At 31.2% G+C, this 13,710-nt stretch carries 15 protein-coding genes and 3 pseudogenes; 16 read left to right on the top strand and 2 right to left on the bottom strand.

What is annotated here, in order from left to right:
• The first annotated feature begins 3 nt into the window (after nt 1–3).
• The 13 genes and pseudogenes from BLA33_RS05255 to BLA33_RS05190 all read left to right on the top strand — a co-directional run bounded on the left by BLA33_RS05255 (nt 4) and on the right by BLA33_RS05190 (nt 10,831).
• Nucleotides 4–552: a hypothetical protein gene (locus BLA33_RS05255; protein WP_029346846.1), complete on the top strand. Its 549-nt coding sequence runs from the start codon at nt 4–6 to the stop codon at nt 550–552.
• On the top strand, nt 553–1,062 hold the full coding sequence (locus tag BLA33_RS05250; RefSeq protein ID WP_075226669.1) for a structural cement protein Gp24: 510 nt from the start codon (nt 553–555) through the stop codon (nt 1,060–1,062).
• 35 nt (nt 1,063–1,097) lie between these two features.
• A complete protein-coding gene (locus BLA33_RS05245) occupies nt 1,098–1,928 on the top strand; it encodes a hypothetical protein (RefSeq protein WP_012622120.1) in 831 nt (276 codons plus the stop codon).
• 15 nt (nt 1,929–1,943) lie between these two features.
• Nucleotides 1,944–2,282: a hypothetical protein gene (locus BLA33_RS05240; protein ID WP_029346845.1), complete on the top strand. Its 339-nt coding sequence runs from the start codon at nt 1,944–1,946 to the stop codon at nt 2,280–2,282.
• A gap of 15 nt (nt 2,283–2,297) precedes the next feature.
• Nucleotides 2,298–2,690 (top strand): hypothetical protein, encoded by a 393-nt coding sequence (locus tag BLA33_RS05235; protein WP_029346844.1) that lies wholly within the window; start codon nt 2,298–2,300, stop codon nt 2,688–2,690.
• A 230-nt stretch (nt 2,691–2,920) separates the two neighbouring features.
• Nucleotides 2,921–3,130: a hypothetical protein gene (locus tag BLA33_RS05995; protein WP_012622103.1), complete on the top strand. Its 210-nt coding sequence runs from the start codon at nt 2,921–2,923 to the stop codon at nt 3,128–3,130.
• Nucleotides 3,120–3,938: a hypothetical protein gene (locus BLA33_RS05225; protein WP_011704032.1), complete on the top strand. Its 819-nt coding sequence runs from the start codon at nt 3,120–3,122 to the stop codon at nt 3,936–3,938. The genes BLA33_RS05995 and BLA33_RS05225 overlap by 11 nt, the downstream gene beginning before the upstream one ends.
• A gap of 9 nt (nt 3,939–3,947) precedes the next feature.
• Complete coding sequence (locus BLA33_RS05220) at nt 3,948–4,376, top strand: hypothetical protein (protein WP_029346843.1); 429 nt, start codon at nt 3,948–3,950, stop codon at nt 4,374–4,376.
• 283 nt (nt 4,377–4,659) lie between these two features.
• Nucleotides 4,660–7,910, top strand: a pseudogene (locus BLA33_RS06160) (tape measure protein).
• A gap of 268 nt (nt 7,911–8,178) precedes the next feature.
• On the top strand, nt 8,179–8,871 hold the full coding sequence (locus BLA33_RS05205) for a plasmid maintenance protein (RefSeq protein ID WP_012622121.1): 693 nt from the start codon (nt 8,179–8,181) through the stop codon (nt 8,869–8,871).
• Between the two features lie 18 nt (nt 8,872–8,889).
• Nucleotides 8,890–9,465 (top strand): DUF226 domain-containing protein, encoded by a 576-nt coding sequence (locus BLA33_RS05200; protein WP_012615258.1) that lies wholly within the window; start codon nt 8,890–8,892, stop codon nt 9,463–9,465.
• A complete protein-coding gene (locus tag BLA33_RS05195; RefSeq protein WP_012622110.1) occupies nt 9,441–10,202 on the top strand; it encodes a ParA family protein in 762 nt (253 codons plus the stop codon). The genes BLA33_RS05200 and BLA33_RS05195 overlap by 25 nt, the downstream gene beginning before the upstream one ends.
• A 71-nt stretch (nt 10,203–10,273) precedes the next feature.
• Complete coding sequence (locus BLA33_RS05190; protein ID WP_029346842.1) at nt 10,274–10,831, top strand: chromosome replication/partitioning protein; 558 nt, start codon at nt 10,274–10,276, stop codon at nt 10,829–10,831.
• Between the two features lie 148 nt (nt 10,832–10,979).
• Here BLA33_RS05190 and eppA read toward each other — a convergent pair whose 3' ends face one another.
• Complete coding sequence (gene eppA / locus BLA33_RS05980; protein WP_233436617.1) at nt 10,980–11,120, bottom strand: exported protein A EppA; 141 nt, start codon at nt 11,118–11,120, stop codon at nt 10,980–10,982.
• Nucleotides 11,121–11,630: 510 nt separating this feature from the next.
• Between eppA and BLA33_RS06115 the strand changes: the two are divergent.
• A pseudogene (locus BLA33_RS06115) lies at nt 11,631–11,775 on the top strand (RNA-guided endonuclease TnpB family protein); the annotation flags it as partial.
• A 142-nt stretch (nt 11,776–11,917) separates the two neighbouring features.
• On the opposite strand, the gene BLA33_RS05175 reads toward BLA33_RS06115, so the two are convergent.
• Nucleotides 11,918–12,895 carry a hypothetical protein gene (locus tag BLA33_RS05175; protein WP_012622100.1) on the bottom strand — a complete coding sequence of 326 codons (978 nt, stop codon included), beginning with the start codon at nt 12,893–12,895 and terminating at the stop codon, nt 11,918–11,920.
• A gap of 231 nt (nt 12,896–13,126) precedes the next feature.
• On the opposite strand from BLA33_RS05175, the pseudogene BLA33_RS05840 reads away from it, so the two are divergent.
• Nucleotides 13,127–13,279, top strand: a pseudogene (locus BLA33_RS05840) (P12 family lipoprotein); the annotation flags it as partial.
• 10 nt (nt 13,280–13,289) lie between these two features.
• Entirely contained in the window at nt 13,290–13,493 is a 204-nt protein-coding gene (locus tag BLA33_RS05170; protein WP_075226668.1) for a P52 family lipoprotein, read from the top strand.
• Nucleotides 13,494–13,710 lie beyond the last annotated feature (217 nt).

Below are 13,710 nucleotides of genomic sequence, written 5' to 3'. Positions count from 1 at the left end.
TATATGCAAGAACAAGTAAGTGAAGATACTGCTACAATTTCTGAATCTTTGGCTAAAAACGACAAAGAACTAGTAACAATATCTTCAGAAGAATATGAAAAATTAGTGTCTGATGCAAAAAAATTGCCGAACATGATATCACGAGAAGATTTTGAAAAACGACTCGCTGAGGCTGAAAGTAACTTTATAAAAGCTAGAAAACAAGCTGAAAGACAAGCTGAGGCCAACGCATTCAAAGATTCCAAAGTTTTGACGAATCTTGAAAAAGCTTGTGAGCAGTATGAAATTACTCCGCCTTTTGCAAACGCTTTGAGTGTAAAAGACGCTAAGCTTGCATTTTTGGATGCAATGAAAAAAAAGTACAACATTAATTTTAGAATTGACGAAGAAGGCGATCTTGATGCGCAAATCGACAACATAAGCTTGCTAGTACAAGAACTTACAGCATTCAAACAAATGGTAAATGCAAGAAATCGATTCGCAGGCCAAGTAATCAATAATACATTGGCACAAAGATACAAAAACGAATTATATGCTTCAAGGAGGATGTAAATGCCAGATTTCGATTTCACAAAAATTTGTAAAAAATTCGTTTTGGGAGTTGACCACAAAGCATGTGTCCATCAAACTGAAACTGCAATAGTTGATGTTGAGTCCACACCGATTAGACCTGGAGATCCAGTTTACTCAAGTGGATCGAGCGAAATGGGAGAAGTGTTAGTAAAAGCTGCAACTGCAACAGCTGGAGTTGGTCCTATTCGGGGGTTTGCATTAAAAAAAGAGCGTGTATCTTTATTGGAAGATGAAAATTACTCTCCGGGTGAACTAATTCCAGTAAGACGTGCTGGTGAAGTAACAGTTACGTTAGATAATGCCTTTGCAACTCCCAAAATTGGCGACTATGTTTTTTTGAAGGCAGGAAAACTTGTGAAAGACGGAAAAGGGGGTGTTCAAGTTGGCAGAATCAAAGATGTTGGTCTTGAACAAAATAGTAAAATTGTTTTGCTTGATGTAAACATTGGTCCAGAGTATGAATCCAGTGGCAGTAGAAAATTTACGTAGACCTCAAAAAATTATGAGATAATAGGAGGAAAATTTTGAGTAGAAGTATTTTTGTAGATTCAAGTGGTAGTTACAGCGGAGATATATTAGAACTTGTAAGAAATGGTCTTGAAGAACTTATGCCTTACAAAGTAATCAATAGAAATGATCTAAGGCAGGGATATTACATTATCAAAAAAGCAACAGTTGATCACAATGTCACAGCAACTTTTGGTGATCATAGTAATGAAATTGGAAGAAGTAGCATTTTCTTCAAAGAAATGGCTTACAAGATGCACGTATTTGATACAGTACAACGGATTTCTCTAAAAGACCTCATGCATGGAACTATAACTGAAGACGAAGTAAAAGCTAATCTAGAGCTTGGCCTTATGAAAGATGCATATCATTCTGTTATTTTTGGTAAAAAAAACATCAATATGGAGGGCATCGCGACATTAAAGGGGAGGAGTAAAGTTACTGTTGAAACACTTACTAATGGATTTACTTTGTATGAAAAAGTAGCACTTGCAAAACGGGAATCAGAAAAGTACAAAGAAAAACTTGATGGGAGATATCAACTTTTAGTTCCCCACAATTATGCACATCTTTTACTAGAGTTGTACAGTGAACCTCAATATGTAACAGTAAAAGAAGCGCTTTTTAGAGATCATGGTGTTGTAACTGCTGTCTTCAAGGGCCTAAAAAATCCTATACTGTACGAACCAAATGAACAAGTTATGTTTGTTCCAATGTTGCCAGAAATATTCTTTAGAAAATTTGCATCCCCAGACGGAGATTATATTCATGCATCAATGGAATCAGCAGGAATAATTCACTTTGAACCACAAGAAGTTGTCGAAATTGAAGTTACAAAACCTAGTTAGTAGCAAACTTAACAAATGAGTGAACTTGACGATCTTATTATGTGGATTAACCTTACTAAGATAGAATCTTTACGCATTGCGTGTACTAAAGAAGACGGAAGCATTAGTATCCCAGATCAAACCAAAGTACAACTTTTTGAGGTTTTAAGATATGCAAAATCGATTTTAGCCTTGTACCATATGGGAGCTGCCTACAAGAATTGGATTGTAATTTTGCTTGATGTTCTTTACTTAGAAGTTTTCAATATTAGATGTAAAGGAGATCAAAAAGAATGTAAATTTAAATATTTACTCTCTCAACTTGATTTCCTATTCCCGCGTATTGATTCTTGTCCTTTTCTTTATATTGGTTGATCAAAAGGATAACAAATGGAAATTGGAGAAAAAATAAGAAAATTTATATTTGATAATGCAAAAAGTTTCTTTGGTTTTAAAATCCGACAAAAGTCGGATTCCTTAAAATCACATATCCCTGGACGATTGTCAAATGTGACAAATATTGATTTAGAAGAAACTTCATTGGGAATGAATTTGAAAGTTAAGGTAGACTCCCCTCTTTCTGAATTTCTAGACTCAGGACAGGCATATGACGACAATTCACCAGCTCCAAGTCTAACAAAAATCAAGAATTGGGCAGCATATAAGGGTATAGAATCCTCAGCGGTGCCTATTTGGCTATCTCTGAAGAAGAGAAAACCCAAAACCCAATATACAAACTGGACAAGCGATTTAGTAAAGGAGTCTGCAAAATTACTTAGATGAAGCACATAGAAAAATTTGTCATTAATCTGAAAAAAAATTTGAAAACTTACTTGACTGCCTGTAAACAAACAACAACAAAAGTATATTACAAGTCTGAAATGTTTGCATGTTCAACTTTAGACTTGCCATCAATTGTCTTTGCAGTAAAAAGTACTGGAGAAATTCTGAATCATTGCAAAAATTATTCGATGCTTTTGTGTCCAAAGTTCATAATTTACACGGAGTGTAACATGCGTCCTACTTTAGGACTTGAGATTGCAAATATAATTGTGGCGTTTCTAATGCTAAATTATTCGTTGAAGTATTTTAGCATTGACGATTCCCAGGTTGAAGACGAAACTTCTGCTGCAAGAATGGTAACATTGGTTGATTCAACATTGGGAATTAGGATAGATGGCGCTGATTACATTAATTGTCGTGGAGGTACAAATGGCAATTGAAAAATTAAGAATGCCGACTGGCGCAGTGCTAGTTACGGTCAATATTGAAAAATTCAAGTGGAATTTCAAGGGTTCAGACATCAAAAACAATAATGAACCTTCTGGAACAGATCCTACTAATTTAGTTGTAAAAGATTTGGGCTCAAACATAACAAAGCCTAGCAAATGGAAGTCAATTAGCGAATGCATTTTTAGAGTTAAAAAGATTGATTCTAAGTCAAAACTTACATCAGATTTAGATCTAAAAGAAGGTAGCATTTTCTACTATAACAAAGATCTTTTAACAAAAATATCTGCTGCATGTGATAATGCTGATGAAATTGATGTTCTACTTTTCAAAACATATTGCTTGGGATATTCATATACCATCAGCTCAACAAAAGCTACAGAAACTCTAAAAACAACTTGCGGATCAATCTCGGCAATTGGAAAAATACCAGAGCAAACTGTTGAGTTTAGCGGGTACTCTGTTAGAGAAACCGCAACCAATAAGGAAGAAATCCTAGATACATATATAGAAAAATCGCATTTCATAACACAAGATATTTCAAAAAATAATAACCAATGGCAAATTGGAAAACGTAGTTTACCTACAAATTACGAGTTCACGGTACTTTTTGTAGATCAAATTGCAGATCAAGATCAAAGAACCAAATTCATGGTGGGCGAAGGACAAATTGCAACTTACAACCCAAGCCAGGACTTGAACAATCAAAAAATCGATCTAAAGTGCCAGCTTACTCTGACAAAACCCTTAGTATCGCTTTCATGCGACTATATTCAAGATGCAAGGTTCTTCAAGATTTAGGAGGCAAAAATGATAATTAATGTCAACGTAAGTGGTAGGGTAAGGATACCCTATATCCCAGACTACATTAGAAACAGTAAAGAAATTTTAAAAGAAGAAGATAAGGCATTCGTAGTTTTGCAAGACGTTAACTATGGATTTGTAGAAAAACTAAAAGCAAGACAAATCGAACTTTTCAAAAAATTGAATGGGGGAAATGGTAAAAACAATTCTAATGCTATGATTGAGTCAACAAGTGCTCAAATTCAATTTGTAAAAAAAATTTGGGCTGAAAATGTAGTAGAATTTGTTGGACTTTACAATCAAGAAGGAGAATTAATTACAAAAGAAATGGTTGAAAAGGATGCTATTTTGTTTCAAGATATGCTTTCAAATCTTGCAATTGAGATTAATTTTTTAGCAGATACGCTAAGGGTTGAGCGTCTTTCAAAAAAGTAGAACTTGCGTTTGCATATCTTACAAAGAAACAGCACTATGACCAAGTAATCAAGTTTGCAGACCGAATTAATTCAGAATTCATAATAGATATGAAAAAGGAACTCCCTTGGATCAAACATAATGAAGATGAGATTCTACATTTGATCAATCAAGCATTAATTTCAAGAAATATTGGAAGCTTGCCCAACAAGGGTGGCCTTTTCGAGCAAAATTATTGGTTTGTGCTGATTCTAAACGAGTTGAACTTATACATCAAAACCCTTGAAAACGAGAGTAGAAGTACATGAAACTTGACGAAATCATTATTCCGTTGTCAATGTCGATCAGCAATAATCAAAAGCTGGACGCAATAACAGAAACTCTAAAAAAAATTGCCGAACAAAAATTTGCAAGTCTGGATGATTTGAAGTCAAAATTAGAAAAATCTGCTAAATCTGGATCCAATCTAGAGAAAGCGCTAAACAAAAGTTCGCAGAATGCTAGTAAAAACTTCAAATCTCTTGCAGATTCTGTTGATTCTGTAAATTCTAAAGCTGGCGGCATGAAAAGTATAGGCAAAGTTCTAAAAAGTGTTGGAAAAGGCTTAGGAAATGTAAAGAATTTGGCAAACAAAACCGGTGAAGCATTCAACCAAATGTTGGCAGCTTTTGCCCCAATTATTATGGCTGTAAGGGCTCTACAAGCAATTGGCCCTACAATAAGTGGAATTTTTGATGGCGCCATGGATGCTCTTGATAAATTCAACGAAGAAGTGTCAACGTTTTCTGACATGCTTGGAAACGAAGACCTTGGAAAATCTTTAGCAGAATCCATGAGGGCTTTTGGAGATGAAACTATTTTTACTAGAGATGCTATTACTAATGTTACTAAGACAATGCTTTCTTATGGGGCAACTGCAAGCGAAGTTGAAGAAAGAATTAGAATGTTTGGAGAGGCAGCTGGTGGAAGTAGCGAGGGGCTTGAGAAATTAGCAGAAGTATATTCTCGTGTAGAATCTAGTAATCAAGTAAATTTAGAAGATTTGTATGCGCTTCGTGACGCTGGTGTTGATATTACAGACATTTTAGCAGAAGAAGCTGGTTTAGCTGGAGGGGCATTATATAAGGCGGCGAGCGATGGACAAATAGGGTTCGAAGCCTTAAATAAGGCTCTTTCTAAGGCTACTAGCGAAGGTGGTAAATTTTACGGAAACACCGCTAAAGAAGCAAAAACTTTGTCCCAAGCTCAACAACAAACTGCTAAAATGAGCGAAAAGCTTTTCTTAGATATTGGGAAAGCTTTAGAGCCAATGATGATTGGATTTGAAAAAGTAAAACAGTTTCTTCTGGTGGCGATCATGGTTCCTTTGACCAAAGCGACTACAGCTACAATATACTTAACCACCAAATTGGGTGAACTTGTGGTATATCTTTCCGGCAAGTGGTTGGAAGGTGTAAAAATGTGGTTCAAGGCAATCTCCACACCCTTTGTCAAATTGTTTGAGGGAATCAAGTACGTATTCAACAAGCTAAAAGAACTTGCAAAATATGTTTCTAGTGTATTCCCAGAGCGTTTCAAAAGTGCATTCGAACCAATCATTAAATGGTTTCAAAAATTGCTGGATATGGCGTCCAAAGCATACGAAAAATTCAAAAATATTATTACTTTTTGGAAGAAATCAAAAAAGGAAGAAGATACTCCCAGCCCCGAACCCAAAAGAGACAAGAAAGTTGATCCAAACGCAAAAACCGATTACAACAAAAAGATGGAGCAAGACTATAAAAAATTGCAAGACGACATTTTTTTAGCTCAAAGGAAAATTTACAGCAAAACCGGGGTAGAAAGAGAAAAAGCTTTAAGGGATCTTGAAAAAACAATCAAAAACAAAAATCAAGATTTTCTAAAAGAATACTCCAAAAATTTTAATGAGTTGTCAGATGAGAACAAGAAAATTTTAGTTGGGGTTGAAAAAGCAGTAAACGAATTCAATAACTCTAATTATGATTTTGTGAATGAGTACCAAAAATTACTAAAAGAAAAAGAAAGTCGTGAAAGAGAAATACTACTAACGCTACCCCATGCAGATCAAGAAAGCGCGTTACAGAAACTAAATGATGAAATTAACGAAAAAAACAAAGAGTTTGTGGAAAAATATGGAAAAAGCTTCACAACTCTGAACGAATCTAACAGGAAAATTGTAGCCGCACTCGAAAAACAAGTTAATGAATATAGTAATGCTGCATTGGATCGATCTTTTGTCCAGGCTCAAAAAGCTCTACAAAAAAAATACTAGCCTTAGAGTGGGAAACAATGCTGCTTCCAGCAAAAGAAAGAGCAAGTGCTGAGGAAAAGATGACATCCGAAATCCAAGCAATGTACAAAAAATTCGTAGATGATCACAAATCGCAATTCGACAATCTAAATGAAACCAACCAAAACGCTCTAAAACAAATGGCCGAGAAAGCTAAGGATACTGCAAAAAGCTTGTATGACAAATTCCTAGATAACACAGACAAATTAACGGAATTTTCAGGCAAAATTTTGAATCAGGAAGTGGGAGAAAAGGCCGCCTCTGAAGGCATTGATTATGCTGCAGACGGTGCAACAAAGGGTTTGGTTGATTTTGGGGAAAATACGTTGAAAGCCGTTGGAGCATCTTTTGGACCTGTGGGCCAAGCTATTGCAGAAATTGTCATACAAATCGGAGAGTTCCTATGGGGATGGTTCAAGGGTGCCGAAAAGGCCAGAATTAAAAAAATTGAAGAACAACGAGACAAAGATTTAGAAGAACTTGAAAAACGAAGCGAAATTGAACTAAAGAAGCTTGAAGAGAAATTTGATGCAGAAATTGCAATGAGAAAAGAAAAATTAAGTGAATTAGATGATGAATACTCTAAAGAAATAGAGTTTCTAAAACAAGCACAAAGTAAAGGCCAAATATCTGGTGAAGAATTTCAAAAAAGATTACATGATGTACAAACGGAATACAAAACAAAAAAAGATATAGAAACTACCAAACTTACTAAGGCTGAAGAGAGTAAAAAACTAGAAGTGGAACGCAAAAACAAACTTTCTAAACTAGAAAATGAACGAATCAAAGCACAGGCCGAGGCTGATAAAGTAAATGCTTCTGATTATTTTTTGTCTTCTTCCAAGGCTTCTGATTTAAAAAAGACAGAAAAAATTTTAGATGAAATACTAAAAAGAATTGCAACAGTAAAATCGGCAGGCTCTATCGAAGAAATAAAACTTGCTCGTGGTGGTGCACGATTTGTTTCAAATAAACCGACATATATGCCAAACTCAGGTGTAATGTCTAGTGAGTTTGGGCAACCTGAATTGATAAGAATCACTCCTGCACCAATAGATGAAAATCTACGCAAACTTGAAGCTAAAATCATTGCAGAAGAAATTGCCAAATTACAAAAAAGCCAAAGCAGTACAGTTGTAAATAATTTTTACTATAACTTCAATGGGGATGTGCTTGATGCTGAAAAATTAGTTAGAATGCTAAAATCAAAAGAACATCTAATGACATTTCGAATGGCTGAATAGTAAAAAAATATGAAAAAATTTTTAAATTGCTTGATATTTTACATTTTTTAGTATACAATCAACAATGTTGATAGTTCATAATTTATTATGTAACTATTAACACCTTGAGAAAGACCGTTAGCTTTTGCTGATGGTCTTTCTCTTATATTCTACTAAGATAATCAAAATACTTTTTCTACAAAAAAAGCATTTCACACTTAAAATATTTACTTTTCAATTAAAGTTGTGTATTATAAACATAATTATAAATTACAGTTAGGAGCCCAAAATGGAAACAAACAATCTTAAAATTCAAATCAATGTAAAGCCACTAAAAAAATATCAAATCAGATATTACAAAATCTTATCAATACTTAAGTATTTTCAGAAAAATACTATTAAATACAATCAAAAAGTTATTTTAAATACATTAAATTATTTTCTAACTCAAGATGGACTTAAAGTGATTACACTAAGAACCCTTAGAAAAGATTTAACTTGGCTATGTAATAAAAGTATTATTAAAAAAACCTTATTAAGATTGGGGGAGGGAAATGGTTCATATATAAGATATTCAGTCAATAAATATAGTAACAATAATTTAAACTGCGTTCTTAAAGATAAGCAAAATACTATTGAACATGATGCTAACATAATATATAAATTTACAAAAGAAACACAAAAAAAATACTTCAAAAATAAAGGAGCTAAAACTTCTAATCTAAAAAATGCAACTAAAAATGTCAGTCATATTATAAATAATAAAAAATATATAAATAATAAAGAAAAAATTTTACACAAAACAAAAAACGAAGATTCTAATTTCATAAGTCTAAAAATAAAAAACTTATTGCGTTACAAAACCATAAATTTTTTAGATAAAAAAAAAGAAAATTCTAACAAAAAAAACTATTTATATAAAAGAATAAAGACAAAAGAATGGTTAGAAAAGATCAAAAATCAAATACATTATGAGAAATAAGGGGTTTGTAGTTAAAATATGAATCAAGTATTAGAAAGTCTAAAATCCAAAAAAATGGAAATTGAATTACTAAAAAAGAAAAACGATATTTTCATTAAAACAGAAAAAATAAATAACAAAACATTATATCATACAAAAATATTTAGCGATTTTTTTACATTTGGTATAAATCAAAGAAACGAAAATAAATTTTTTATTACACTAAGAAATTTATTTGATAAAAATGAAAAAAATAGTTTCCATTTGTTTGGAATTGAAGAAGGTATTAATGATGAATTTTTAGGAATGTTTTATGGATTTAAAAGATTAACAAAACCACTTTTTTTTAAATATAAAGATATTATTACAAAAGCTGTCAAAACAATACCTATGTATAAAATCCATTACATAGAATTCAGATTTAAGAAAGGAAGTATTTTTTGTTATATAAAAGCAATTCATGCTTTAACAAAAAAAGAAAAATTTAAAAAAAAATATGCTCAAAGTCTATTAGAAAGAATAATTAATTTAGAACACAAAGTGTATAGATTCTACAATAAAAATTTATCAAATGGAGGCATTATAATTAAATGGATAACAAAAAACCAGAAATAATTAGTATTGCAAATATTAAAGGAGGTGTTGGCAAAAGTGTTTTAACTATTATATTTAGCTTTATTTTAAAAAGTTTTAATAAAAAAGTTTTACTTGTAGATTTTGATCCCCAAAATAGTTTGACTAGTTATTTTTTTAAGTATATTAAAAGTTTAGGCAAAAATAATGTTTATTCTTTTTTGAAAGAAGACTCTAATTCCAATCTAGATAAATATTTGACCAAAATATATGACAATGTATATCTCATTCCTTCTCATCCTAGTTTACATCTCTTTAATAAAGAGAATACTTCTTATAAAGAGCTTTTTTTAAAGCACAGGCTAGAAAGGGTATTGCCCAATTATAATTTTAATTACGTGATAATTGATACTCCACCCAATTTGGATTCGCTTTTAGACAATGCCCTCAATATTACAAATAAGCTTATTATTCCTATTCAAGTTGAAAGATTTTCTGTTGAAAGCTTGTCTATCTTGATGAAATATATTGAGAAAGTTTCAATGTATCTAGATAAAGATATTGATATATCTATAATTGAAAATCAATTCATGAAAAATAGAAATACTTTCAAAAGTATAGAAAATTCAATTAAGGATAAATATGGCAAATATATTAAAGGAAAAGTTCACTTTTATAATAAAGTGAAGGTTTTTACAAATAATTTACAAGAACCCGATATTAAAGAACCTTATTATCAAGAATGTCTAGAAGCTTTGAAGAATATATTAGTCATTTAATTTTTTTAGCCATTTGTTCGCTTGCGAACAAATGGTATATAATACTTAGTTTTTTGAAGGAGGGTTTAGGTGTGGCTAAAGATTTAATTATTTTGAATGATAGGGAAGAAGGATTGATGGGCATTTCCGAGGAGGAAGAGTATGAAAACTATAAGCATGCTTTAAAAAAGAGTATGGTCAATGATATTGAAAATAAAATTAAAATCATGGAAATATTGTATAAAATAAAAAGTAAAAAACTTTATCGTATTGACGGGCATGTAAGTTTCAAGTCTTTTATTGAGGAATTTTTAATTGCCAGGACTCAAGCTTATTTATATTTGAAAATATATGAACAGGTTTTAAAAGGAAATCTAAGTATAAAAGAAATTAGAGACAAGGGAATGATAGAAATTTATAGAAATATAAAATCAAAAGAGGTTGTTGATAAAAAGTCAATACAAAATTCAATAAAACCATTAAGATTTCAGCTTAAAAGACAAGATAGTTACGATTTTTATAAAAGTAATGCTAAATTTACAGGATATTTATTAGACAAGATTTTTTCTAGCGATAAAGATTATTTAAATAAAATATTTAAAGAGTATTCTGATTTAAATTGTAAAAAACAAGGCAAAACATGCAAGTAATTACTTGTAAAATTTAAACAATTTTTGTACAATTATCAGTGATTGTATTTTGGTGCAATCCTAATTGTCAATTTAAAACCTAGTAATAGGTTTTGTTGATCGCTTTTAAATTTAAAGTTCTCAACAAAACCTATTTAGTAGTAAATTATCATTTACATTTCGAGCTTGAAGCGAGTAAATCGGTTAAAATTTGTTTTAATATTTGTTTAACTGTATTTACTTTATCTTTAGAATAGGATTCGTCAAACCTCTCTCTAGCTTTGTCTCTATGTTTTTCAGCATAATCAATTTTATCGGAATCTAATTACATCAAATAATTAAAAATTTGATTCGGATCCCCATTTATAAGTTTGAAAATTGCGTCATATGACTCGAATTTTAGATATTCAGAATCTATTAATTTATTTTTTATAAGGGATGTCTCGCGATGTCAACGACATCTAAAAAACACCTTTTTCTTTGATTTCGGCTTCCCATGAACTATTTTTAATTGCAGGGGTGAAGAAAAAAAATACGCTTTTTTCGTGCTTATGCTAAAAAACATCTTTCAAAAGAAGAGGCTATTTTAATTAAAAAAAATTTAGATAAATACGATTTTCAAAACGAGCATAATTATTTTTTATATATTTTTTTGTTTGCCTATCCATGTTAGCATTTAAATTAGATAGCAAAAATAAAAATAATATTAATGTGAAAATTTTTTTCATATTAATATTCCCTTTTAATAATTAAGTTTTGATAATTGAAACATTAGCGTAATTTCTAGATTTTATGGGTAGAGAATTCTTTGTTATTCTTTGTTAAAAATAAAACTCTAAAATTAAGTGATACTAGGTGGACTTGCAGTAGTTGTAACACTTTGCATGATAAAAATATAAATACAAGTCTAAATCTTGGGCTTTTCTTATTACAAAGAAATAAAAACTCAGACAGAAACTGTCTGAGTTGAAGCTTATTTATTATTGGCCCATGTTTAGTGGATATCTACTTCTTGTAGAACCTAAAATCCATCATGGGAAGAAGACATAAGCCGATATTTTTAGATCAAAGATTTTAGAAAGACCGGCTCATCTATAATATAATTATTCATGTTTCATATTTGATTAGATGCATATAAACCATTGGTGCTTCGGGAGTTATATGAGGTTCCCCGCGTTTTCTGATATCTCTAGTGGGATAACGTTCTGCAACGTATACCCAGTAACCTATTCTTTCCCATTCTCTTACCATCCCCATATAATTGGAAATTACTAGATTTTCTGATGAATGGTCAGTTCTAACGAGCTGGGAAATTCCTTTTTGCATTCTGTAGTCTAATAAGGGAGTTAGACCTAAAAAAACTACAGCGGACACGGCTTCTGAAAAATAGGGAGTTAATTGTGTGGCGTCTTCAGGTTCGTGTTGTAGTGCTTCAAGAACTGTATTTATAAATTTAGTGATTTTACCCCTATCATTTATAATAGTGTTAGATTTTATGCTATCTGAGTACCCATCAAGATTTTTTAATCTTATGCTACTAGTATCTGCTCCCGAAATATTTTTTATTGTAGAATCAAAAAATCTATAATATCGTTTGTTAAGATTGTTTCGTTGGTGATGGTTAACTCTGTGTACCATAAATCCTTGAGGAGCAAGATCGTACGCTCTTATCACTATTTCTAATTGTCCCAGGTGTCGACCACCAAAGTTAGGTGTACTTAGTGCTATTGTAAAAAATGTACTTTCTTGGGTCGGTTTCATATAGTAAATATAAGAAGGCGGTTTTGGAGGCATTCCGTGTTGGGGTCTTATGTCTTCTATTTTTTCGTAATTGAAAAAAAAAGTGCTATCTATTAAATCAGCTTTGAAAAGAGTTTCATGAGCAGATTTAATGCTGTTTAAGAAAAGTGGCCCAGAATGAAAGTCAACCTCAACTGTAGCAGCTGACGATAAATTTGGACTGTCATCTTCTTCTGAATAGCTTAATACTTTGTCCTTTTTATGTTGGCTGTCTTGACTACAGGCCGAAACAAAAATTAAAAGCGTTAAAAATACCATTTTGTGGTAAGTATTTTTTATTTTCATTTTATTCTCCTTATATCATTATATTAATAACGATATATATAAATTATATAATTATATTAAATAAATTACAATTTTTTAAAATAATTAAATTATTTATTAATAAATGGTTTTTATCAAATAATTATATTTATACTTTATTGTAATTTAAACAAAGTGATAATTATTCTTAATTAAGAATAATTATCACTTATGATATATATATTCTTGATTAGAGAAGAGGAGAATATTTTTATGAAAAAAAAATTGCTTTTATATGTATTATTAATGATAGGCTTAATGTCTTGCAATCTAGATTCTAAATTATCCGGTAATAAAGGACAAAAAAATAACAATGATGTAAAAGAATTTTCAGATAGTCTTCAGGAAGATGCTTTTAATAATTTAAATTCCCCCATTGACTGACTATAATGAAGGGTATTTTAATAGATTCTTTTTAGAGCCAGGTTCTGAGCGATCTAAAGAATTGATTAAGTTGCTTGGTAGAGTAAAAAATAAGGGGAGTGATTTTGAATATGAAAGTGAAGTTCATCGGCTTTGTTTCTATATAAGGGAGCTATATTCTCTAGATATTAAGCATCCTCCCGAACGACGGGCATGATTATATTGTTGATATGTCCTCTAGGAGAGGAGGCCTGCTATTGATCAACAATATCTGAAGGTGAAAGAAGGAATAAGGACAGTGGGTTTAAAATGATTTTCGGCCTAATGTAATAGAGTCAGTTTTAGTTAAAGATATATTTGAATATTTGACTCTCTGAAGATTAGCCTTTATACTAAAAAAATATAATATATATTATATTTTTTTAGTATAAAGG

The organism is Borreliella garinii (assembly GCF_001922545.1).
Lineage (GTDB): Bacteria > Spirochaetota > Spirochaetia > Borreliales > Borreliaceae > Borreliella > Borreliella garinii.
The sequence above is the reverse complement of the archived record's forward strand: the minus strand, read 5'-3'. Positions and strand labels throughout refer to the sequence as shown.